This window comes from Streptomyces sp. 5-10 (genome assembly GCF_014712245.1).
GTDB lineage: Bacteria > Actinomycetota > Actinomycetes > Streptomycetales > Streptomycetaceae > Streptomyces > Streptomyces violaceusniger.
Map to the genome: position 1 here is coordinate 1 of NZ_JACVYG010000034.1, position 21,785 is coordinate 21,785.

The 21,785-nt window shown below is 71.7% G+C and carries 21 protein-coding genes; 11 read left to right on the forward strand and 10 right to left on the reverse strand.

Going from position 1 to position 21,785, the window contains the following annotated elements:
* The 3 genes from IEJ02_RS30650 to uvrB form a co-directional block, all read right to left on the reverse strand.
* Positions 1-665: TerD family protein (locus tag IEJ02_RS30650; protein ID WP_223864745.1), on the reverse strand; the 665-nt coding region annotated here is incomplete at its 3' end.
* Between the two features lie 182 nt (positions 666-847).
* Positions 848-1,426, reverse strand: a complete 579-nt coding sequence (locus IEJ02_RS30655; RefSeq protein WP_137977476.1) for a TerD family protein — start codon at positions 1,424-1,426, stop codon at positions 848-850.
* A 196-nt stretch (positions 1,427-1,622) separates the two neighbouring features.
* Positions 1,623-3,767, reverse strand: a complete 2,145-nt coding sequence (gene uvrB, locus IEJ02_RS30660; protein ID WP_191067800.1) for an excinuclease ABC subunit UvrB — start codon at positions 3,765-3,767, stop codon at positions 1,623-1,625.
* A 215-nt stretch (positions 3,768-3,982) separates the two neighbouring features.
* On the opposite strand from uvrB, the gene IEJ02_RS30665 reads away from it, so the two are divergent.
* The 4 genes from IEJ02_RS30665 (at position 3,983) to IEJ02_RS30680 (ending at position 7,291) form a co-directional block, all read left to right on the forward strand.
* Positions 3,983-4,861 carry a glycerophosphodiester phosphodiesterase gene (locus tag IEJ02_RS30665; protein WP_191067801.1) on the forward strand — a complete coding sequence of 293 codons (879 nt, stop codon included), beginning with the start codon at positions 3,983-3,985 and terminating at the stop codon, positions 4,859-4,861.
* An 88-nt stretch (positions 4,862-4,949) separates the two neighbouring features.
* Positions 4,950-5,594 (forward strand): methylated-DNA--[protein]-cysteine S-methyltransferase, encoded by a 645-nt coding sequence (locus IEJ02_RS30670; RefSeq protein WP_191067802.1) that lies wholly within the window; start codon positions 4,950-4,952, stop codon positions 5,592-5,594.
* Between the two features lie 350 nt (positions 5,595-5,944).
* Positions 5,945-6,598, forward strand: a complete 654-nt coding sequence (locus IEJ02_RS30675; protein WP_137977479.1) for a DUF4360 domain-containing protein — start codon at positions 5,945-5,947, stop codon at positions 6,596-6,598.
* A gap of 30 nt (positions 6,599-6,628) precedes the next feature.
* Complete coding sequence (locus tag IEJ02_RS30680; RefSeq protein ID WP_191067803.1) at positions 6,629-7,291, forward strand: DUF4360 domain-containing protein; 663 nt, start codon at positions 6,629-6,631, stop codon at positions 7,289-7,291.
* Between the two features lie 82 nt (positions 7,292-7,373).
* On the opposite strand, the gene IEJ02_RS30685 is transcribed toward IEJ02_RS30680, so the two are convergent.
* Positions 7,374-8,021, reverse strand: coding sequence for a nucleoside/nucleotide kinase family protein (locus IEJ02_RS30685; RefSeq protein WP_182468999.1), 648 nt, complete (start codon positions 8,019-8,021; stop codon positions 7,374-7,376).
* Positions 8,022-8,116: 95 nt separating this feature from the next.
* Between IEJ02_RS30685 and IEJ02_RS30690 the strand changes: the two genes are divergently transcribed.
* Positions 8,117-8,659: a DUF1697 domain-containing protein gene (locus IEJ02_RS30690; protein ID WP_191067804.1), complete on the forward strand. Its 543-nt coding sequence runs from the start codon at positions 8,117-8,119 to the stop codon at positions 8,657-8,659.
* Between the two features lie 82 nt (positions 8,660-8,741).
* Here IEJ02_RS30690 and IEJ02_RS30695 read toward each other — a convergent pair whose 3' ends face one another.
* A complete protein-coding gene (locus IEJ02_RS30695) occupies positions 8,742-9,221 on the reverse strand; it encodes a type II toxin-antitoxin system PemK/MazF family toxin (RefSeq protein ID WP_275560333.1) in 480 nt (159 codons plus the stop codon).
* 61 nt (positions 9,222-9,282) lie between these two features.
* Between IEJ02_RS30695 and IEJ02_RS30700 the strand changes: the two genes are divergently transcribed.
* A complete protein-coding gene (locus IEJ02_RS30700; protein WP_191067805.1) occupies positions 9,283-10,506 on the forward strand; it encodes an FUSC family protein in 1,224 nt (407 codons plus the stop codon).
* Positions 10,507-10,553: 47 nt separating this feature from the next.
* On the opposite strand, the gene IEJ02_RS30705 is transcribed toward IEJ02_RS30700, so the two are convergent.
* On the reverse strand, positions 10,554-11,762 hold the full coding sequence (locus IEJ02_RS30705) for an ADP-ribosylglycohydrolase family protein (protein WP_191067806.1): 1,209 nt from the start codon (positions 11,760-11,762) through the stop codon (positions 10,554-10,556).
* Between the two features lie 144 nt (positions 11,763-11,906).
* Here IEJ02_RS30705 and IEJ02_RS30710 point away from each other — a divergent pair, with 144 nt between their 5' ends.
* Together IEJ02_RS30710 and IEJ02_RS30715 are read left to right on the forward strand one after the other, a co-directional pair.
* A complete protein-coding gene (locus IEJ02_RS30710; protein WP_137977483.1) occupies positions 11,907-12,212 on the forward strand; it encodes a DUF6343 family protein in 306 nt (101 codons plus the stop codon).
* A 119-nt stretch (positions 12,213-12,331) separates the two neighbouring features.
* Entirely contained in the window at positions 12,332-12,538 is a 207-nt protein-coding gene (locus IEJ02_RS30715; protein ID WP_191067807.1) for a hypothetical protein, read from the forward strand.
* Positions 12,539-12,695: 157 nt separating this feature from the next.
* Here the strand turns inward: IEJ02_RS30715 and IEJ02_RS30720 are convergent, their stop codons facing one another.
* The 3 genes from IEJ02_RS30720 to IEJ02_RS30730 all read right to left on the reverse strand — a co-directional run bounded on the left by IEJ02_RS30720 (position 12,696) and on the right by IEJ02_RS30730 (position 14,832).
* A complete protein-coding gene (locus tag IEJ02_RS30720) occupies positions 12,696-13,076 on the reverse strand; it encodes a tetratricopeptide repeat protein (RefSeq protein ID WP_191067808.1) in 381 nt (126 codons plus the stop codon).
* Positions 13,077-13,240: 164 nt separating this feature from the next.
* Positions 13,241-13,849, reverse strand: a complete 609-nt coding sequence (coaE, locus tag IEJ02_RS30725; protein WP_137977486.1) for a dephospho-CoA kinase — start codon at positions 13,847-13,849, stop codon at positions 13,241-13,243.
* A gap of 38 nt (positions 13,850-13,887) precedes the next feature.
* Positions 13,888-14,832, reverse strand: a complete 945-nt coding sequence (locus tag IEJ02_RS30730; RefSeq protein ID WP_191067809.1) for a PAC2 family protein — start codon at positions 14,830-14,832, stop codon at positions 13,888-13,890.
* Between the two features lie 312 nt (positions 14,833-15,144).
* Here IEJ02_RS30730 and IEJ02_RS30735 point away from each other — a divergent pair, with 312 nt between their 5' ends.
* Positions 15,145-15,678 carry a right-handed parallel beta-helix repeat-containing protein gene (locus IEJ02_RS30735; RefSeq protein WP_223864748.1) on the forward strand — a complete coding sequence of 178 codons (534 nt, stop codon included), beginning with the start codon at positions 15,145-15,147 and terminating at the stop codon, positions 15,676-15,678.
* A 10-nt stretch (positions 15,679-15,688) separates the two neighbouring features.
* Here the strand turns inward: IEJ02_RS30735 and rpsA are convergent, their stop codons facing one another.
* Positions 15,689-17,191 (reverse strand): 30S ribosomal protein S1, encoded by a 1,503-nt coding sequence (gene rpsA, locus IEJ02_RS30740; RefSeq protein ID WP_191067810.1) that lies wholly within the window; start codon positions 17,189-17,191, stop codon positions 15,689-15,691.
* Positions 17,192-17,558: 367 nt separating this feature from the next.
* Here rpsA and IEJ02_RS30745 point away from each other — a divergent pair, with 367 nt between their 5' ends.
* Positions 17,559-18,449, forward strand: coding sequence for a class I SAM-dependent methyltransferase (locus IEJ02_RS30745; RefSeq protein ID WP_191067811.1), 891 nt, complete (start codon positions 17,559-17,561; stop codon positions 18,447-18,449).
* Between the two features lie 22 nt (positions 18,450-18,471).
* Positions 18,472-21,345, forward strand: a complete 2,874-nt coding sequence (locus tag IEJ02_RS30750; RefSeq protein WP_191067812.1) for an ATP-dependent RNA helicase — start codon at positions 18,472-18,474, stop codon at positions 21,343-21,345.
* Positions 21,346-21,785: the final 440 nt, after the last annotated feature.

The following is a 21,785-nucleotide window of genomic DNA, read 5'->3' on the forward strand; positions in this document are numbered from 1 at the left end:
CGCGGCGGGGTCCGCGGCTGGTCCGGGGCCGGGTCGGTGCCGCCGCCCGCGGCGGCCGTGCGCACCCGCCCGTCGCCCTCGGTGCGGGGCGGGGGCTGGGCGACCGAGCGGGCCATGCCGCGGGCCACCGCCTCGTTGATCCGCGCCGCGAGGTCGGCGCCCCGCTCCAGCCCCTGGTCGTGCAGCATGGCGGCCAGCCCGCCCGCGTACCCCTGGCCGATGGCGCGCACCTTCCAGGCGCCCTGCCTGCGGTAGAGCTCCAGGGCGGCCACCGCGGACTCCGAGTCCAGATCGGTGATCGTGTAGCTGGCGATCTCGGTGCCGTCGAGGCCGGTGACGGCGACGAACGGCGCGGCCATGGCGCCGAACCGGGCCGGGCCGCCGACGCCCGTCGGCAGCGCGAGCAGCACGGTGACCCGGTGGATGTGCTCGGGCATCGCGTCGAGGTCCACGGCGAGCCGGTGGGCGGCCGCCGCCTGTTTGGGCACCTCTATCCCGGTCAGCTGGGGCGAGGCGGGATGCGCGACCCATTCGGCGCCGTGCACCGTGCCCCGCTCATCGCCGAGTGTCGCCCCGGCCACGATCGGATTGCCCGCAGAGATCCGGATCTCCAAACGGGTCTGGGGCAGCGGATGGTTCTGCCCTCGGACCAGCTCGGCCGTCATGGCTGCGTCCCCTCGTTGTGTTCCGCTGTGTACGTGTTCCGCTGTGTGCCGTAGGTGTGAGTGGTGATGCGGTGGTGCGGTGAGCGCGTCGGCCCGGCGAGCTCTGCTCAACCGGGCCGACGCGCTCACCTGGGCGGTGCGCCTTGCCAGAGGCGGTACGCCATGACGGACGCGGTACGCCTCTACAGATGCGGCAGGATGTGCGGCATCAGGTCCTGGAAGGTGCGGCCGTTGGCCGGCTCGCCGACCGCCTTCATCTGCCAGGCGCCGCCCGCGCGCTGCACCGTGGCCATGATCTGGGCGGTGTACTGCCCGCCGCCGGTGAGGGTGTAGCGGGCGAGCTCCTGGCCGTTGGTCTCGTCCACCAGCCGGCAGAACGCGTTCTGCACCTCGGCGAAGGTCTGACCGGTGAAGGAGTTCACCGTGAAGACGATCTGGTCGATGTGGACGGGCACCCGCTGGAGGTCGACCAGGATGGCCTCGTCGTCGCCGCCCTGCCCGGCGCCGCCCACGAGGTTGTCACCGGTGTGGCGGACCGAGCCGTCGTCGCTGACCAGGTGGCGGAAGAAGACGACATCGGTGGGCTGCTTGTCGGCGAAGAGGACGGCCGACGCGTCGAGGTCGATCTCCCGCGTACGGGAGCCGAACAGCCCGCGGCGGGGCGCCGCCTGCCAGCCCAGCCCCATCCGCACCGCGGTCAGGGTGCCCCCGTCGGCCTTCTGCAGGCTGATGGCCTGTCCCTTGGACATGTTGACCGTCACGCGCTGTCCCTACTCTCGTCTCTCGATTCCCCGTGGCCGCCGCGGGTGTGCGGCCGTGGCCGCGCCGTACGCACGGCCCTTCCGAAAACCCTATGCACGGCCGCCGGGGCTCCGGCCGGACGAGCGGACTTTTGTGTCGGTCTTGCAACACAGGGAACCCGCGGGCGCCCCGGTGAGGACCCGGGGCGCGCGGTCATCAGGACACTCCGGCCTCCCGCATCTGCCGCAGCTCCTTCTTCAACTCCGACACCTCGTCGCGCAGTCGGGCCGCCACCTCGAACTGGAGCTCCGCCGCCGCGGCCCGCATGCGGTCGGTCATCTCCTCGATCTGCTCGGCGAGCTCGGCCGCGGGCCGGTCGGTCAGCACCGCCTCCTTGGCCTTGCCCTTGGCGGCCTTGGCCTTGCCGCCCTTGGCCGCCTTGCCGCCGGCCGCCGGCTCTGCCGCCTTCGCGCCCTTGCCGTCCTTCGCCTTGCGGTAGCCGGTGCCGAGCAGCTCCTCGGTGTCGACGTCCTCGCGGGCGATCTGGGCCACGATGTCGTTGATCTTCTTGCGCAGCGGCTGCGGATCGATCTTGTTGGCCTTGTTGTACGCGATCTGCTTCTCGCGGCGGCGGTTGGTCTCGTCGATGGCCTTCGCCATCGCCGGGGTGACCTTGTCGGCGTACATGTGCACCTGGCCCGAGACGTTACGGGCGGCGCGGCCGATCGTCTGGATCAGCGAGGTGCCCGAGCGCAGGAACCCTTCCTTGTCGGCGTCGAGGATGGCGACCAGCGAGACCTCCGGCAGGTCCAGGCCCTCCCGCAGCAGGTTGATGCCCACCAGCACGTCGAACTCACCGGCGCGCAGCTCGCGCAGCAGCTCGACCCGGCGCAGGGTGTCCACATCGCTGTGCAGATAGCGCACCTGGATGCCCAGCTCGAGCATGTAGTCGGTGAGGTCCTCGGCCATCTTCTTGGTGAGGGTGGTGACCAGGACGCGCTCGTCCTTCTCGGTGCGGGTGCGGATCTCATGGATGAGATCGTCGATCTGGCCCTCGGTCGGCTTGACGACGACCTCCGGGTCGACCAGGCCGGTCGGGCGGATGATCTGTTCCACGAAGCCGTCGCCACGGGACATCTCGTACGCCCCCGGGGTGGCCGAGAGATAGACCGTCTGGCCGACGCGCTCCAGGAACTCCTCCCACTTCAGCGGGCGGTTGTCCAGTGCGGAGGGCAGCCGGAAGCCGTGCTCGATCAGGGTCCGCTTGCGGGAGGCGTCGCCCTCGTACATCGCGCCGATCTGCGGCACCGTGACATGCGACTCGTCGATGACCAGGAGGAAGTCCTCCGGGAAGTAGTCCAGCAGGGTGTGCGGCGGGGAGCCGGTCTCACGGCCGTCGATGTGCAGCGAGTAGTTCTCGATGCCGGAGCAGGTGCCGATCTGCCGCATCATCTCGATGTCGTAGGTGGTGCGCATCCGCAGCCGCTGGGCCTCCAGCAGCTTGCCCTGCTTCTCCATCCGGGCCAGGGTCTGCTCCAGCTCGGCCTCGATCCCGGCGATGGCCCTCTCCATGCGCTCGGGCCCGGCCACGTAGTGGGTGGCCGGGAACACATACAGCTCCTGGTCGTCGCTGATCACTTCGCCGGTGAGCGGGTGGAGCGTGGACAGCGCCTCGATCTCGTCGCCGAACATCTCGATGCGGACCGCGAGCTCCTCGTAGACCGGGAAGATCTCGATGGTGTCGCCGCGGACCCGGAAGGTGCCCCGGGTGAACGCCATGTCGTTGCGGTTGTACTGAATATCGACGAAGCGACGCAGCAGCTGATCGCGGTCGATCTCCTCGCCGACCTTGAGCGGCACCATGCGGTCCACGTACTCCTGCGGCGTACCGAGGCCGTAGATGCAGGAGACGGAGGCCACCACGACCACGTCACGCCGGGTGAGCAGCGAATTCGTCGCCGAGTGGCGCAGCCGCTCCACCTCCTCGTTGATCGAGGAGTCCTTCTCGATGTAGGTGTCCGACTGTGGGACGTAGGCCTCGGGCTGGTAGTAGTCGTAGTACGAGACGAAGTACTCGACCGCGTTGTTCGGCAGCAGCTCGCGGAACTCATTGGCCAGCTGGGCGGCCAGCGTCTTGTTCGGAGCCATGACCAGCGTGGGCCGCTGCAGCTTCTCGATCATCCATGCGGTGGTCGCGGACTTGCCGGTGCCGGTCGCGCCGAGCAGGACGACGTCCCTCTCCCCCGCGCGGATGCGCCGGTCGAGGTCGGCGATGGCGGTGGGCTGGTCACCGCTGGGCTGATAGGGGCTGACGACCTCGAAGGGCGCCACCTTGCGTTCGAGCTGAGTTACGGGCCGCATGAGACCCACCGTACGACTCGCCACTGACAACGGCTGAGCGCTCGTCCGCACCACCCCCTCCTCGGCCCTCCGGCCGGATTCGGATGATCATGCGCGCGATGTCGCCCGTGACACGAATTTTCCGTCCATCCGATGTCTATCCTCCACTGCCACGCATCTGGGACCCTCTGCCCGTCCATGAGTCGGACGAGAATCAGACGACGCGAGGAGTCCGTATGCAGATCCGCCCGGCCGCCGCGTTAACCGGCGCGCTCATCGGGATGTCCGCGCTCTTCCTCCCCACGGCCACGGCCCAGGCCACCGGCCAGACGCACCACCACACGGTCACCGTGGCCCATCGCGGTGCCTCCGCGTACGCCCCCGAGAACACCCTGGCCGCCGTCGACGCCGCCGACGACCTGGGCATCGACTGGGTGGAGAACGACGTCCAGCGCACCAGGGACGGCGAGCTGATCGTCATGCACGACACCACGCTGAGCCGGACCACCGACGTCGAGCAGGTCTTCCCGGACCGCGCGCCCTGGAAGATCTCCGACTTCACCCTCGACGAGATCGAGAAGCTGGACGCCGGAAGCTGGTTCGGCCCCGAGTTCCAGGGCGAGGCGGTGCCCACCCTGGAGGAGTACATGGACCGGGTTTCGGACAACCACCAAAAGCTCCTGCTGGAGCTCAAGGCTCCTGAGCTCTATCCGGGGATCGAACGCCAGACGCTGCGGGAGCTGCGCAGAGAGGGCTGGCTGGACCACCGGCACAAGCGCCGGCTGATCGTCCAGAGCTTCAGCGCCGACTCCGTGCGGACGGTCCACCGGCTGCGGCCGGACGTCAAGACCGGCTTCCTGGGCACCCCGGCCGTCGCCGACCTGCCGGAGTACGCCGAGTTCTCCGACCAGATCAACCCCAGCTACACCACCATCGACGCCGGCTACGTGTCCGCGGTGCGGTCGGTGGAGGGGGCGCACGGCAAGCCGTTGGAGGTCTACACCTGGACCGTCAACGACGGCCCGACGGCGGTCTCGGTCGCGGGCATGGGCGTGAACGGCATCATCACCAACAAGCCCGATGTGATCCGGGACGCCCTCGACGACGCCTCGTGAGCCACGGCTCCCCTGACGAGGCGCCCCGCCGGCCGACCGGCGGGGCGCTGTCGGGGGCGCTGTCGGTGGGGGGTTCTACGCTGAAGGCGTGACGATCGCAGAGCGGCAGACACAGCCGGACCCGCGGGAGCGGCGGGAGCGCCCGGAGGGGCCGGAGGCGCGCGCCTGGGCCTGGGCGGTCCTGGCCACGCCCATCGGCCCGCTGCTGCTCGCGGCCACCGACGAGGGGCTGGCCCAGGTGGTCTTCCACGCGGAGGAGAAGACGGCGGCCGAGGCCGTCGCCAGGCTCACCCGCCGTCTCGGCGCCGAGCCCACCGCCGTGCCGCCCGCGGCCCCCGGCACCGCGGCCGTCCCGTCCGCACCTCGCTGCGCCGGGCATCTGACCGAGGCGATACGGCAGATGGAGAGCTATTTCGCCGGGGACACAAAGGCCTTCACCCTCTCCCTGGACTGGTCCCTGATCACCGGCTTCAACCGCCGGGTGCTGCGCGAGCTGGCCGCGCATGTGCCCTATGGCACGGTCGTCGGCTATCAGAACCTCGCCGACCGGGTGGGTGAGCCGGGCGCGGCCCGCGCCGTCGGTGTGGCCATGGGGAGCAATCCACTGCCGGTCGTGGTGCCGTGCCACCGAGTGGTGGAGAGCGGCGGGGGTATAGGCGGTTTCGGCGGCGGGCTGGAGACCAAGCGCACCCTGCTGGCACTGGAAGGCGTTCTTCCGCAACCGCTCTTCTGAATCGTCCTTCCCGGCCGGACGGAAATATCTTGTCCCGGAATTCCGCGGCCGTCTTGTGGCGCTTGCGTGTCACCCTTATCTTAAGAGCGCCCATCGCCTTGGCCTTCTGTCAGCAGCCGGGCATGGGGCTCTCATTGCGTTCGGCCGTACGAACCGTACCGCGTGATAACGCTCTTCCGCTCTTCTGCTCTTCAGCACTTCCCGCTCCACCGATCGTGCGCGCCACCTGCTCTGCCGGTACTTCCCGCACGTCCCGTACCCCCAGCTCTTCCTCGCCCTTCCTCGCTCTTCCCGCTCCTCGGAAATTCATCGCTCAACTACGTCCCCACAAGTGATCGAATTGGAGAGCCATGTCCGGTGTTCTGCTGGCGGGCGGCGCGGCCGCGGCGCTATTCGCCTCGGCCCTTTCCACCCAGGGTGTTTCCTCGGCCCCTGATGGACCGCCGGAAAAGATCCAGATAAGCGTCAAGACGGTGAACGGCTCGGGCTGCCCCAAGGGCACCACCGCCGTGGCCGTCGCCGCCGACAACTCGGCGTTCACCGTGACCTACAGCGACTATCTCGCCCAGGTCGGCCCCGGCGCGGATCCGACCGACATCCGTAAGAACTGCCAGCTCAGCCTGGGCGTGCATGTGCCGCAGGGGTTCACCTACGCCATCGCCCAGGTCGACTACCGGGGCTATGGCTACCTCGAAAAGGGCGCCAAGGGCACCGAGAAGGCGAGCTACTACTTCCAGGGCTCGGCGGACACCGCGTCGCGGACCCATGACTTCAGCGGTCCGTACAACGACAACTGGCAGACCACCGACAGCACCGACTACAGCGCCCTGGTGTGGGCCCCCTGCGGCCAGGACCGCAACTTCAACGTCAACACCGAGCTGCGGGTCAGCGCCGGCACCTCTCCTGCGGGCACCACCAGCTTCATGGCCATGGACTCGACGGACGGCGGGGTCAACACGGTTTACCACCTCGCCTGGAAGGAATGCCCTTCCGCCGTCCGGTAGCCCGGTAAATCCACCATCGAATGGAGAATCATGCCCGGTGTTCTGTACGCAGGCGGCGTGGTCGCGGCGTTATTCGCCTCGACGCTCACTTCCCAGGCATATGCACAACCCCCGTTCGACACCGTGCCGCCCGACAAGATCGTGATCACGGTCGCGACCGTCAATGGGTCGGGCTGCCCGGCGGGCACCGCGGCGATCGCCGTCTCCCCGGACAACACGGCCTTCACCGTGACCTACAGCGAGTATCTCGCACAGGTGGGCAAGGGATCCAAGCCGACGGACTTCAGGAAGAACTGTCAGCTGAGTCTGGTCACGCATGTGCCACAGGGATTCTCCTACGCCATCGCCAGTGTCGACTACCGTGGTTTCGCCCATCTGGAAAAGGGCGCGTCCGCCACCCAGAAAGCCTCGTACTACTTCCAAGGGCAGTCGCAGACCTCGTCGAACACGCATAGCTACAACGGCGCCTACGACGACAACTGGCAGGCCACCGACGTATCCGATATCGCCACCGTGGTGTGGTCGCCCTGCGGCGAACTCCGCAACTTCAACATCAACACCGAGTTGCGGGTCAACGCCGGATCGTCCAACACCACGGATACGACGAGCTTCATCGCCATGGACTCGACGGACGGCGATGTGAGCACCACCTATCACTTCGCCTGGAAGGAATGCCCGCCGACCAAGAAGTGACCCCCGCGCACCAACCCGGGCCTGACCCCTGCACACCAACCCGGGCCTGACCCCCTGCGCACCGCCTCGAAACGTACCCCGGCTACGGCTCCGGGCGGTGCCAGGCCGGATGCCGGGGGTCGTCCATCCGCACCACCACGTCCGCCGCCTCACCGGGCCCCACCTCGTCCTCGTAGCGCGCGAAGGCGGGCAGGGTCCAGCGGTCGCCCTCGTCGGTGCGGCGGGCGAGGGCCGCCGGGGACAGCCGCAGATGCACCGAGAGGTCGAACGGGAACCAGTGCCCCAGCAGCAGCGCGCCGTGCAGCAACAGCACCCCGCCCGGCGGAAGTTCGGCGTACGGGCTGCGCGTGGCCCGGTCGGTCTCCGGATCCCACAGGTCGGGCAGCACCCGCCCGGTGCCGCCCGGCCCCGGTTCCAGCGGATCGAAGACCTCGCGCCACAGGGCGCCGGTGTCCAGCCAGCGGTCGTAGTACGCGTCGGGGTCCCGCTTCCCGTACTCGTAGCGCAGCGAGGCGGGCCGCCAGAACCCCGCCGCCGCGACCACCAGCGCCGGTCGACCGAGGATGCGCAGCGCCTCCGCCAGATCCCGCGCCAGTTCGCCGGTGGGCGCCGCCGGAGCCCCGTCGACGGCCACTCTCAGCCAGGGGCTGCCGTCCGCCGCCGTCAGCCCGGCGATGCGGTCGGCGGTCGCGTCGGTCAGCCGTTCCCAGGTGATCGCTTCGAGCCGCACGCCCCCATCATGCCGTGGGCCCGGGGCCGGCATGCCGTGGGCCCGGGGCCGTGGGCTCCAGGGCCCAGGGACTCCGGGAGAGGTACCCTCCGGCCATGGCACCTCAGATAGCGCTGCTCCGCGGCATCAATGTGGGCGGGAACAGGAAGTTCCCCATGGCCCGGCAGCGTGAGCTGATGGCCGAGCTGGGCTTCGAGGACGTCACCGTCCACCTCCAGACCGGCAATATCGTCTTCGCCGACCCCGGCACCCCGCCCGGGCAAACGGCCCGCACGCTGGAGGACCACTTCGCCGCCGACCTCGGCTTTCCCGTGGACGTCATGGTCCGTACGCGCGACGAGCTGGCCGCGGCGATCGAGGCCAACCCCTATCCGGAGGCCGTGGCCGAGCCCAAGACCCTGCATGTGGTCTTCCTGGCGGACGTGCCCGCGGACCCGTCCGCGCTGGACGCGCTGGATCCGGCCGCCTACGCCCCGGAGGCGTTCCGCCTCATCGGACGCGAGATCTTCCTGCACTGCCCGGACGGGGTCGGCCGCTCCAAGCTGGCGGCGAAGGTCACCAACGCCCGGCTCGGCGTGCCGACCACCGCCCGCAACTGGAACACGGTCACCAGGCTGCTGGCGCTGGCCGACGGCTGAGACGTTTCCTCAGCATCGGCCGGAGACACGCCGCATCCGGCCGGAGACACGCCGCATCGGCCGGAGACTCCCCGAGCCGCGCTCAGCTCCAGCCGTACCGCTGCCGCAGCCGCAGCACGACCAGGTCGAAGCGCGGCCGGTCGAGCGCGCACGCCTCGCGCCGCATCCCGTCCGGATGCACCCGCAGCACCCGGTCCAGATCGACCCATGACTCCCGCCCGGCCCGGTCCCACGGCCCGGAGCCGATCGGCACCCACTCGCGGTCGCCGTCGTGCCGCTTGCTGGACAGCTGCACGGCGAGCAGCGTCCCGGCCCGCTCCCGCGCGACCACCAGCACCGGGCGGTCCTTGCCGCGGCCGTCGTTCTCCTCGTACGGCACCCATGTCCAGACGATCTCGCCGGGGTCCGGATCCCCGTCCGGATCGGGCGCGTAACTCGTCCGTACCCGCCCGACCTGGCGCGGATGAGCCTCGACGGTGGCGGCCGGGCCGGTGCTTCCGGGAAGCGCCGCGCCGTCCCCCGTCCCCTGCGTTCCGTTCAATGGGCTGATCACGCCCGACACGTTAACCCGTCCGCGAAACCCGGTGACATGGCGGCCCCCTCGGCGTGGAAGGGGCTTGTACGTGCCCGATGTTCTCGACCCACTGGCGGAGCTCGTCAAACGACGCCACGACCCGGTCGTCGTCCAGACTGTGCGCTCCACGGCGGCGGCGACCATCGCGTACGTCGTCGCCCTCGAGCTGAGCAAGGAACCCGCCCCGCTCACCGCCCCGCTCACCGCCCTCCTCGTCGTCCAGGTCACCCTGTACGCGACCCTCACCCGAAGCCTGCGCAGGGTCGAGGCCGTGGTCGTGGGCGTCCTGATCGCCGTCGCCTTCAGCGTGCTGGTGGGGCTGACCTGGTGGAGTCTGTGCCTGATCATCCTCGCCGCCCAGACCGCCGGCTATCTCACACGCGTGGGCGACTGGGTCCAGGAGGTGGCGATCAGCGCCATGCTGGTCCTGGGCGTGGCGCAGGTGACCACCTACGCCTGGGACCGGGTGCTGGAGACCCTGATCGGGGCCGGTGTCGGGATGGCCTTCAACTTCTTCCTCGCGCCTCCGGTGTGGGTCGAGACGGCCGGTAAGTCCATCGAGGACCTGGCCCGCCGGATGCGTCAGCTGCTGCTGCACATCGGCGAGGAGCTGGGCAGCCAGATCGCCGTCGACCGCGCCGCCGCCCGGCTCCACGAGGCCCGCCGCCTCGACCACGACATCTCCCAGGTCGACGCCGCCCTCCGGCAGGCGGAGGACAGTGTGCGGCTCAACCCCCGCGTCAAGGAAGGCCTGCTCTACCGCGTGGTGCTCCGCACCGGCCTGGACACGCTGGAGATCTGCACCGTCATCCTGCGCGTCATGTCCCGCACCCTGACCGATCTCGCCAGGGCGCGGACGGACGAGCCCCTCTTCCCCCCGGACGTGGCGGATGCCCTGAAGGACCTCTTCACCCATCTCGCCGCCGCCGTCGAGAGCTTCGCCGTCCTGGTCACCACGCAGGTCAGCGCCAACGCCGAGGAAGCCGAATCCCGCCTCTCCAGCGAGCTCGTCAAGGCCCACGCCAGCCGCGACCGCGGCGCCGACCTCCTGCTGCGCCGCGTCCAGGAGCACCCCCGCCAGTGGCAGCTGCACGGTGCCCTGCTGGCGGAGATCGACCGCGTCCTCGACGAACTCGACATGGAGCAGCGCTCCAAGCGCCTCATGGAAGAGCTCGACCGCAGCACCCGCGAGAAGCGCGAGCGCTTCCCCTTCCTCCACAAGGCCCAGCGCCGGCTCCGGCGCGGCCGCACGGACGGCTCCGGAGCGGTCTGAGTCCCGGGGCGGTCTGAGTCCCCGGGTGGTCAGCGTCCCCGGGGCGGTCAGCTGAGCGGGTAGCGGTCGCGGGGGAAGACCACGTCGTCGTAGGGCTCGTACAGCTCCACCGAGCGGTGGAACTCGGAGGCGAAGTCGTCGGCGAGTTCGGCGATCGTGCCGCGGCCCTCGGTCAGGGACAGCCAGGCCGGCGGGAGGCGGAGGTCGCCGTGGTGGGCGCCGAGGATGTTGCCGCAGATCGAGCCCGTCGAGTCGCTGTCGCCCGAGTGGTTGACGGAGAGCAGCAGGGCCGCCTGGACGGGGGTGCGCGGGGGCGCCGGGTCGTAGCTGATCTTGCCGCCGGGGCCGTACAGGATCTGCTGGGCCGGGGTGCGGGCCAGGGCACTGTAGACCGCGATGGCCAGCGCCTCCTCGGCGACCCAGCCGCCGCCGAGCGACTCGGCCTTCTCGGGGGTCGGATCGCCCTCGGCCGCCAGGTCGACCGCCTTGCGGAGGGCGGCGGTGGTCTCCTCGTGGCCCGGGTAGCGGGCGAGGAGTTCCAGGGTGCGCAGGGTCGCGCCTTCGAGGGACTCGCCGTCGAGCAGGCAGGCGATCATGGCGGCCAGGGCACCGGCCGCGTAGTAGCCCGTCGGATGGCCATGGGTGATCTGGGCGCAGCGGGCGGCGAGTTCGAAGCTCTCGCGGGGGTCGAGCCCGGTGAGGCCGAACGGCGCCGAGCGCATCACGGTGCCGCAGCCCTTGGAGCCGGTGTTCACCGGGCCGGGGGTGCCGTCGAGGGGGGCGCGCGGGGCGGGGACGTGCTTCGCGGTGAGGCCGGAGAGGCAGGCGTTGCCGGGGGCGCGGCGGGCGTACAGCCAGGGCTGGGTGCGCAGCCAGCCGGAGCGGACCAGGTCCCCGCCTCCCTCGGCGGGCGGCGGCCCGGGGTGGTTCTGGGTGTCCAGCCAGCGCAGATAGGCGTGGCGGACGACGGCGGTCTCGGACCCTTCGAGGCCCTTGGACGAGGTTCTGGCGTGGGCCCGTATCAGGCCCTCGGCCGTGAAGAGCGTCATCTGGGTGTCATCGGTGACCCGGCCCACGACCCCGCTGCCGTCCGGGACGAGGGTGGTGACGCCCGCGGCGCCGTAGGTCTCGCGGATCGACCGCAGGGAGAGGAACTCGATGGGATTGCCGAGGGCGTCGCCGATCGCACCGCCCAGCAGGCAGCCGCGGATGCGGGCCCGCTTGGCGGCCGTTTCGTCCCATGACTGGCGGATCACTGGCCACTCCTCATCGTCCTGGTCCCATGCCGTCCCGTGTGGATGTACACGACATGATCTCAGGTGTCGGTGGGCGCCCCCCGGCGGTAGATTCGAGGGGGCGGAAAGCGGTAGGAAGCGGCCGAAAACGGGAGATGCTGTGCCATGCCGATGCGGCTGATCCGAACGGGCGATGAACCGGTACACGCGCGCAGTCCGCTGCGGATGCGGCTGGGGCTGGCCACGTGGGGGCTGCTCTGGACGCTCGGCGGCGCGGTGGCCTTCGCGGTCGCGGGCCGGCCGGGGTGGGCGGCGGCGTGCGGGGCGCTCGCCGTCGTCACGCTGATCGATCTGGTCCTGGTGATCCGGCACATCCGGCAGGGGCCGCACTATCAGCCGGGCCGTGATGTGCCGCCGTACGCACCGGTCTCCGAGGGCAGGCGGAGCCGCGGGCGGCGGCGGGCTCCGTAAGGCGGGCAAGCCTGGGCACGCCGCTTACGGCGGTGACGGGATATCGACGGCGGGGAGCACCGCGTTCCGGGGGATACTGCCCAGTACCTGCTGAGTACCTGCCGCGACAGGGGGCCGTCATGGGGGTGCTGGCGATCGGCATCGCGCTCTGTGCGCTCGGGCTGATGCTCTCCGGAACCGGAGAGCCGTACGGGCGGTGGGAGGCGCGGCGGGGACCGGAGGCCGACCCGTACGACATCGTCCGTCAGCGCGGAGTGGCGCTCGGGCTCGGCGGGGTGGTGCTGCTGGGCGCGGTGGTCCTCGGCGGCTTCGCCCTCTGGCGCTGACCGGGGACACGGGCGCCCGCCGCCCACCGTTGCGTACGGCGGAACGCGGGCCCCGCCGCGCACCGGCGCGTACGGCGGAATGCGGGCTCCACCGTGCACCGGCGCGTACGCCGGAACGCGGCCCCCGGTGAGCGCCGCGGCTCAGCCCGCGCCCCGCCTATCCGTCCCGGCTACCCTTTTCGCCGAACCGGGCCGCCTCCACGAAGTCCGGGCGCGGATCGAGCGCCGCGGCCAGCCGGAAGTGGCGGGTGGCCTCGGCCGAGCGGTTGGCCCGCTCCAGGGTGCGGGCCAGGGCGAAGTGGGCGAAGGCGTTGTCCGGCTCGCGCTCCAGGACGAGCTGGAACTCCAGCTCCGCCGAGCGCAGCTGGGCCGCGCCGAAGAACGCGCGCGCCCGGAGCAGCCGGGCCGCCGTGTTCTCGGGGTGGGCGCTGATGACCGAGTCGAGCAGCTTCACGGCACCCCGTGGATCTCGGGCGGCGAGCAGCTGCTCCGCGGCGCGGAAGTCGATGACGTGGGTCTCGGGCGTGGGCTCGGGCACAGCCGTTTCCTTCCCCGGGTACGTACTCGGTGGTGAGGCGGCGGATGGGGTGAGGGGATGGGATGAACCGTCACGGTGATCGTTCGCTACGGGGTGCACAACAAACACCCCGCACGCCGCATTCCCCGCCGCGGGCCGCCGCACGCTCCGCACCGCGCCCCCGGTCAGCCCTCCGTGGCGGCCGCCCGCTGCAGCAGATCCGCCCAGACCTTTCTGACCTGCGGCTCCAGCGCCTCGATCGGGCCATTGTTGTCGATCACCACATCGGCGATGGCCAGCCGTTCCGCGCGGGTGGCCTGTGCCGCCATCCGGGCCCGCGCCTCGTCCTCGGCCATGCCGCGCAGCCGCACCAGCCGGTCCAGCTGGGTCTCGGGCGTGGCGTCCACGACCATGACCAGGTCGTAGAGCGGCGCCAGCTTGTTCTCGGCCAGGAGGGGGACGTCATGGACGACCACGGCGTCGGGCGCGGCCGCCGCCTGGAGTTCGGCGGAGCGGTCCCGGACCAGCGGGTGGACGATCGCGTTCAGCGCGCTCAGCCGCTCTGGGTCGTTGAAGACGATCCCGCCCAGCCTGGGCCGGTCCAGACGGCCGTCGGCGGTCAGCACCTCGGGGCCGAACTCGGCGACCACGGCGGCCAGTCCCGGCGTGCCCGGCTCGACCACCTCGCGAGCGATCCGATCCGAGTCGATCAGCACCGCCCCCAATGAGGTCAGAATCCGTGAGACCTCGCTCTTACCCGCGCCGATTCCGCCCGTGAGCCCCAGGTTCAGCATGGGGCCCACGCTATATGGCGCGCCGGTGGGGTCATCGGTCAGGCTCCGCCGTCGCCCTCGCGCTCGGCGAGGAACCGTTCGAACTCCGCGCCCAGTTCATCCGCCGAGGGCAGCTCGGCCGGCTCCGCGACCAGATTGCCGCGGCTCTCGGCCCCGGCCACCGCGTCGTACTGGTGCTCGAGGCCCCGTACGAGCGCGACCAGCTCCTCGTCGCCCTCCGAGATCTGCCGCTCGATCTCCTCCTGCGTCCTCAGGGCCTCGTTGCGCAGGGCGTGCGTCGGCCCCGGCAGCACCAGACCGGTGGCCGCGGTGATGGCCTCCAGCGCGGTGAGCGCCGCGTCCGGATAGGCCGACCGGGCCAGGTAGTGCGGCACATGCGCGGCGACGCCGAGCACATCGCGGCCCGCCTCGGCGAGCCGGTACTCGATCAAGGACTCGGCACTGCCGGGCACTTGGGCCTCGTCGAAGTAGCCCCGGTGCCCGGGCATCAGGTCGGTGCGATTGCCGTGCGGGGTGATGCCGACCGGCCGGGTGTGCGGCACGCCCATCGGGATGCCGTGGAAGTTCACCGCGAGCCTGACGCCCAGCCGCTCGACCATCTGGCCCACGGCGGCCGCGAACCGCTCCCACTCCACATCCGGCTCCGGCCCGGTGAGCAGCAGGAACGGAGCCGCGGTCGCGTCGCGCACCAGATGCAGCTCGATCTTCGGGGTCTCGTACGCGGTCCACCGGTCGCGCTGGAAGGTGAGCAGCGGGCGCCGGGCCCGGTAGTCGACCAGCCGGTCATGGTCGAAACGCGCGACCACCTTGCGCGGCAGGCCGTCGAGCAGCCGCTCCACGATCTGGTCCCCGGTCTCGCCGGCGTCGATATAGCCGTCGAAGTGGTACAGCAGCACCAGCCCTGCCGAGTCCCGCGAGGCTATCGCGTCGACCTCCGCCAGCCCGCTCGGTTCCCATGCGTACAACTCCTGCGGATCATGCACTGTGACCGCTCCTCCTCGTGTTCGCTCGCAAGAACACCGAACGGGGGCGGGGGCATTCCCCGGGTGGGACCTTCGATGGCCGAGCGGCCCCGAACCCCGCCCCCGAGGGGCCCACTTGGGCGACGTCCCCCATGGCCCACCGGGTCGAACGGGAGCGGCCCGATCTCGATGTCGGCGCACGTCGCGGGGTTGACGCGCATATGCGGCACGCCTATCTTCGCCAGCCGTCAGCGGTTCATCATGTCATCCGGCGTTCACTGACCAGAACCCAGCGTGTTCACCTCTGGCCACGGCACAGGAAGGCAGCCTCCTATGCACTCCCCCGGCCGCACTCCCACCCGATTACGCACCCTCCTCACCGCCGTCGCCGCCGGGCTGATCGCCACCGGCGGGCTGATCGCGGCGGGCATGACCGGGCAGGAGGCCCCCGCCGCCACCGCCGTCCCGATCTCCGTCGATGACACGGACGGGCTCAGGGAGGCCCTCGCCGGGGCCCGGCCCGGCGACACGATCCGGCTCGCCGACGGCTGCTACCACGGCAGCTTCGAGATCACCGCTTCCGGCACCTCCGGCTCGCGGATCACCCTCACCGGCTCCTCGAAGGCGGTCCTCACCGCGAGCGGCGGCTATGGGCTGCGGCTGAACGGCGCCTCGTACTGGACCGTCAGGGGGATCACGGTCCGCGGCGGCAAGGAGGGCATCAGGATCGACGGCGCCCACAGCGTGACCGTGGACTCCGTTTCGGTCAGTGTGCGGCGCCATGGGCAAGTGTGCGGCGCCACGGGCATGCGTAAGGCCCGCTCCCCAGGGGGAGCGGGCCTTACCTGCTCAGCTGGTGCCGACTAGCGGCGGCTGGTCAGCTCTGGCCGCCGGCCAGCTTCTCGCGCAGCGCGGCCAGCGCCTCGTCCGACGCCAGGGCGCCGGAGTTGTCGGCCGACTCCGAGGAGTACGAACCGCCACCGGAGGCCTGCCCGCCCGGCGCCGGGGCGGCGTTGCCCGCCTCGGCAGCGGCCTGCTCGTCGGCCTCGCGGGACTTGATGACCTGCGCCTGGTGCTGCTCGAAGCGCTGCTGCGCCTCGGCGTACTGGCGCTCCCACTCCTCGCGCTGCTTCTCGTAGCCCTCGAGCCAGTCGTTGGCCTCGGGGTCGAAGCCCTCGGGGTAGATGTAGTTGCCCTGGTCGTCGTAGGACGCGGCCATGCCGTACAGGGTCGGGTCGAACTCGACCGCGGACGGGTCGGCGCCGAAGGACTCGTTGGCCTGCTTCAGCGAGAGGCTGATGCGGCGGCGCTCGAGGTCGATGTCGATGACCTTGACGAAGATCTCGTCGTTGACCTGGACGACCTGCTCCGGGATCTCCACGTGGCGCTCGGCCAGCTCGGAGATGTGGACCAGACCCTCGATGCCCTCGTCCACGCGGACGAACGCACCGAACGGCACGAGCTTGGTGACCTTACCCGGGACGACCTGACCGATCTGGTGGGTCCGGGCGAACTGCTGCCACGGGTCCTCCTGCGTCGCCTTGAGCGACAGGGAGACGCGCTCGCGGTCCATGTCGACGTCCAGGACCTCGACCGTGACCTCCTGGCCGACCTCGACGACCTCGGACGGGTGGTCGATGTGCTTCCAGGACAGCTCCGAGACGTGGACGAGACCGTCGACGCCGCCCAGGTCCACGAACGCACCGAAGTTGACGATGGAGGAGACGACGCCGGAGCGCACCTGGCCCTTCTGGAGGGTGGTGAGGAAGGTCTGGCGGACCTCGCTCTGGGTCTGCTCCAGCCAGGCGCGGCGGGACAGGACCACGTTGTTGCGGTTCTTGTCGAGCTCGATGATCTTCGCCTCGAGCTCCTTGCCCACGTAGGGCTGCAGGTCGCGGACGCGGCGCATCTCCACCAGGGAGGCGGGGAGGAAGCCACGGAGGCCGATGTCGAGGATGAGACCACCCTTGACGACCTCGATGACGGTACCGGTGACGATCCCGTCCTCTTCCTTGATCTTCTCGATGGTGCCCCAGGCGCGCTCGTACTGGGCGCGCTTCTTCGAGAGGATCAGTCGGCCTTCCTTGTCCTCCTTCTGGAGGACAAGGGCCTCGATCTCGTCGCCGACGGCCACGACCTCATTGGGGTCGACGTCGTGCTTGATCGACAGTTCGCGAGAGGGGATGACGCCTTCGGTCTTGTAACCAATGTCGAGCAGGACCTCGTCCCGGTCGACCTTCACGATGACGCCGTCGACGATGTCGCCGTCGTTGAAGTACTTGATCGTCTCGTCGATCGCGGCGAGGAAGGCTTCCTCGGAACCGATGTCGTTGACCGCCACCTGCGGGGTGGTGCGGGTTGCCTCGGTGCTGCTCGTCATGTGGAAAAGGGCTCCGGTACGGACATGAAGTCGTAGGTACTGCTACGCCGGGGACCCTTATCGCACTGCCGAAGCCGGACAGCCTTGGAGACGCCGAATCTTTCCGATTTCAGGGATCGAAAAGCGCGAGCGCCTCGACAACCGAGGGGACATACAACAGATGCGAGCGCGGCCTGCTCCGTCCGAGGCGCACAGGCCCGCAGCGCAACTTGTAGCATACGGGGGCAGCCGGGCATGGTCAATGCACGAAGAGCACACGTGGGGATTAACGCCCCGAACCCGGCAAATTGCATGGTCCGTACTGCGACGCGGCTTTCACCGTGCCCCGCAGCCACAGGTCGATACAGAGAGTACGACGACGCGCGCGATGGTCCAAGAACACGAGCCCAGCACCCCTGTGGAGGCCGCCGAGCCGACGGCCACCCGCCGCATCGCCGACACGGCGGAGAGCAGCCGGGCCAACCGGGGGTGGTGGGACCGCAACGCGGACGAGTACCAGGAGGAGCACGGCGCCTTCCTGGGCGACGACCGGTTCATATGGGGCCCCGAGGGGCTGGACGAGGCGGAGGCCGGGCTGCTGGGCCCGGTGGAGGCGCTCAAGGGGCGCGATGTGCTGGAGGTGGGCGCGGGCGCCGCGCAGTGCGCCCGCTGGCTGGCCGCCCAGGGGGCGCGGCCGGTGGCGCTGGACCTCTCGCACCGGCAGCTGCGGCACGCGCGGCGGATCGACGCGGAGGCGGCGGTCTCCGGGGGGTCGGGCGCCTCCGGGCCCGCCCGGGCCGGTGACGCGGCCGGGGTCGCGCTGGTGCAGGCCGACGCCACCGCCCTGCCCTTCCGGGACGGCTCGTTCGACCTGGCGTGCTCGGCGTACGGAGCGGTGCCGTTCGTGGCCGAGCCGGTGCGGGTGATGCGCGAGGTGCACCGGGTGCTGCGGCCGGGCGGACGGTGGGTCTTCTCGGTGACGCATCCGATCCGCTGGGCGTTCCCGGACGAACCGGGGCCCGAGGGGCTGTCCATCGCCGCCTCCTACTTCGACCGCACGCCCTATGTGGAGCAGGACGAGTCGGGCCGGGCCGTCTATGTGGAGCACCACCGGACGCTGGGCGACCGGGTGCGGGACGTGGTGGCCGGGGGTTTCCGGCTGGTCGACCTGATCGAGCCGGAGTGGCCCGCGTGGAACCACCAGGAGTGGGGCGGCTGGTCCCCCTTGCGGGGGAACCTCATCCCGGGCACGGCGATCTTCGTGTGCGAGCGGGACTGAGCGGGATCGGGGGGTGGAGAGGTTGTCCATTTCCGCGGACGCGCGCGCCGAGGCCCTGGACCGTCTTCCCGTACGCGACGCCGTGCCCGAGCTGCTGCGCGCGCTCGACGACCGCGGGGTCGCCGTGTTGTGCGCGCCCCCGGGGACCGGTAAGACGACGCTGGTGCCGCTGGTGCTCGCCGGGCTGGTGGGCGGCGGGCCGACGGGCGGCGGGCCGGTGCGGCGGGTGCTGGTGGCCGAGCCACGGCGGATCGCGGCGCGGGCCGCCGCGCGGCGGATGGCGTGGCTGCTGGGCGAGCGGCCGGGCGGCAGGGTCGGCTTCACCGTGCGAGGGGAGCGGCAGGCCGGGCCCGGGACCGTGGTCGAGGTGGTCACGACCGGGGTGCTGTTGCAGCGGCTGCAGCGCGATCAGGAGTTGGCCGGTGTCGATGTGGTCGTGCTCGACGAATGCCATGAGCGCCATCTGGACGCGGACACGGCCGCCGCCTTCCTGCTCGACGTCCGGGCCGCGCTGCGCCCCGACCTCCGGCTGATCGCCGCCTCGGCGACCACGGACGCGGAGGGCTGGGCGCGGCTGCTCGGCGACGGCGGAGATGACGGCGATGGCGGGCATGGCGGCGATGGTTCGGCGGACGGCGGGGACGGCGGGCCTGGCAGCGATGGCTGGGCGGACGGCGGGGACGGCCCTGGGGCGCCCGCGCCGGTCGTCTCGGCACCGGGGGTCTCCCATCCGGTGGAGGTGGTGTGGGCGCCGCCCGAGCGCCCCGTAAGGCCGCCGCACGGGATGCGGGTGGACCCCGCCCTGCTGGACCACGTCGCGGCCGTGGTGCGGCGGGCGCTGCGCGAGCGCGACGGCGATGTGCTGTGCTTCCTGCCGGGCGTCGGGGAGATCGCCCGGGTGGCCGGGAAGCTGGGCGGGCTCGCCGGCACGGAGGTCCTCCAGGTGCACGGGCGGGCGCCCGCCGCCGTACAGGAGGCGGTGCTCGCGGGGGCGGACGGCGGGCGGCGGCGGGTGGTGCTGGCCACCTCGGTCGCCGAGTCGAGCCTGACCGTGCCGGGCGTGCGGATCGTCGTGGACTGCGGGCTGGCGCGTGAGCCCCGGATGGACCACGCACGCGGGCTGAGCGCGCTGACGACCGTAAGGGCGTCACGGGCCACCGCCCGGCAGCGCGCGGGCCGTGCGGGGCGCGAGGCGCCCGGGGTGGTCTACCGCTGCTGGCCGGAGGCGGAGGACGCCCGGCTGCCGCGCTTCCCGTCCCCGGAAATCGCCGGTGCGGACCTTACGGCCTTCGCGCTCCAGACGGCGTGCTGGGGCGATCCGGACGCCTCGGGGCTGGCCCTGCTCGATCCGCCGCCCGCCGGGGCGATGGCGGCCGCGCGCGAGACGCTGACCGCGATCGGCGCCGTGGACGCCGCCGGACGGGCCACCGAACGCGGCACCCGGATGGCCCGCCTCGGCCTCCACCCCCGCCTCGCACGGGCGCTCATCGACGGCGCGAAGGAGGTCGGCGCGCGCCGGGCGGCCGAGGTGGTGGCACTGCTGAGCGAGGAGCCCCCGAGGGAGTACGGCGACGACCTCGCCGCCGCCTGGCGCACCGCCCGCCACGGCGGCGACCCCTACGCCGCCCGCTGGCGCCAGGAGGTCCGACGGCTCGAACACGCCCTGACCACCGAGGTAAGCGCACGACCGGGCAGGGCCCAGGGCGGAGATGGCCCGGGGCGGGGCGAGGATGGTCCTGCGCTGGGCGACGGCCCGGCACACGGCGGAGACGGTCCGGGGCACGGCGGAGACGGTCCGGGGCACGGCGGCGATCCGCGCGGCGGTGATGGTCCGGCGCACAGCAGTGGCGGCCCGGCACACAGCAATGGTGGCCCGGCACACGGCGGTGGCGGCCCGGCACACAGCAATGGCGGCCCGCACGGCGATGACGCCGTGGCGGGGCTGATGGCCGCGCTCGCGTTCCCGGAGCGGGTGGCCCGGCGGCGCGGCGAGCGGGCGTACCTCATGGCCGCCGGGACGGGCGCGGAGCTGGGCGACGGCTCGCGGCTGGGCGGGGCGCCGTGGCTCGCGGTGGCCGTCGCGGACCGGCCGGTGGCGTCCACGTCGGCGCGGGTGCGACTCGCGGCGGTGACCGACGAGGACACCGCCCGGGTGGCGGCCGCGGCGCTGGCCTCGGAGGGTGAGGAGGTGCGCTGGGCCGACGGGGACGTCCTGGCGCGCCGGGTGGTCCGGCTCGGCGCCATCGAGCTGGTGTCCCGGCCGCTGACCGACCCCGATCCGGAACTGGTGCGGCGGGCGCTGCTGGAGGGGCTGCGCCGCGAGGGCACGGGGCTGCTGCGCTGGTCGGCGCAGGCCACGGCGGTCCGGCAGCGGATGGCGTTCCTCCACCGCGAGCTGGGCGGGGCCTGGCCGGACGTCTCCGACGAGGCGCTGCTGGACCGCGCGGACGACTGGCTCGGGACGGAGCTGGCGCGGGCCCGCGGGCGTGCGGATCTGGGGCGGGTGGACGCCGGACAGGCGCTGGCCCGGCTGATGCCGTGGGCCACGGGCGAGGCGGCACGGTTCGAGGAGCTGGCACCGGAGCGGATCGAGGTGCCGAGCGGCTCGCGGGTGCGGGTGGACTACGGCGCGGACCGGCCCGTGCTGGCGGTGAAGCTGCAGGAGCTGTTCGGCTGGCAGGAGGCCCCCCGGATCGCGGGCGGCCGGGTGCCGCTGCTGGTGCACCTGCTGTCCCCGGCGGGACGCCCGGCCGCGGTCACCGCCGATCTGGCGTCCTTCTGGAAGGACGGCTACCGCTCGGTCCGCGCCGAACTGCGCGGCCGGTACCCCAAGCACCCCTGGCCCGAGGACCCCACCACGGCCGAGCCAACCCGCCGCACCAACACCCGCCGCTGAGCGATGCGGCCGAGAGACCGCACGGCCACTGCCGCTCAGCGGGTAGCGGGGCGCGGTGGGCCACGCGGCACAGCGGGACGACGGGACGCCGTAGGACGCCCTCGCTGAGGCACGCGTCCAAGCGGCCCACGCCGCGCAGAAAGCCGGGCCGCGCAGGAGGCCATGCCGCTCAGGGGACCGGGTCACTCAGGGGAAGCGCGGCGCGGTAGGCCACCGGGCCCCTGTGAGCCACGGGAAGCAGCTGGCCACGCGGCGCGCGGGCCGCCACGCGGCGCAGTAGGACGGGGACGCCGTAGAACACGGGCGGAGGCGGGCCGCGGAACGCGGTGGGTCGCGCGACGCACCGTAGAACGCGGGCGGAGGCAGGCCGCGGAACGCGGTGGGCCGCGCGACGCGGTGAGCCGGGCCCTCGTAGGGAACCCGAGGCGCGGTGAGCCGCG

Excerpts from the sequence above, each read along its gene's own strand:
- IEJ02_RS30735 (WP_223864748.1), top strand. The coding sequence starts at position 15,145 with ATGCACTCCCCCGGCCGCACTCCCACCCGATTACGCACCCTCCTCACC.
- IEJ02_RS30665 (WP_191067801.1), top strand. The coding sequence starts at position 3,983 with ATGCAGATCCGCCCGGCCGCCGCGTTAACCGGCGCGCTCATCGGGATG.
- rpsA (WP_191067810.1), bottom strand. The coding sequence starts at position 17,191 with ATGACGAGCAGCACCGAGGCAACCCGCACCACCCCGCAGGTGGCGGTC.
- IEJ02_RS30675 (WP_137977479.1), top strand. The coding sequence starts at position 5,945 with ATGTCCGGTGTTCTGCTGGCGGGCGGCGCGGCCGCGGCGCTATTCGCC.
- IEJ02_RS30710 (WP_137977483.1), top strand. The coding sequence starts at position 11,907 with ATGCCGATGCGGCTGATCCGAACGGGCGATGAACCGGTACACGCGCGC.
- uvrB (WP_191067800.1), bottom strand. The coding sequence starts at position 3,767 with ATGCGGCCCGTAACTCAGCTCGAACGCAAGGTGGCGCCCTTCGAGGTC.
- IEJ02_RS30745 (WP_191067811.1), top strand. The coding sequence starts at position 17,559 with ATGGTCCAAGAACACGAGCCCAGCACCCCTGTGGAGGCCGCCGAGCCG.
- IEJ02_RS30715 (WP_191067807.1), top strand. The coding sequence starts at position 12,332 with ATGGGGGTGCTGGCGATCGGCATCGCGCTCTGTGCGCTCGGGCTGATG.
- IEJ02_RS30690 (WP_191067804.1), top strand. The coding sequence starts at position 8,117 with ATGGCACCTCAGATAGCGCTGCTCCGCGGCATCAATGTGGGCGGGAAC.
- coaE (WP_137977486.1), bottom strand. The coding sequence starts at position 13,849 with ATGCTGAACCTGGGGCTCACGGGCGGAATCGGCGCGGGTAAGAGCGAG.
- IEJ02_RS30680 (WP_191067803.1), top strand. The coding sequence starts at position 6,629 with ATGCCCGGTGTTCTGTACGCAGGCGGCGTGGTCGCGGCGTTATTCGCC.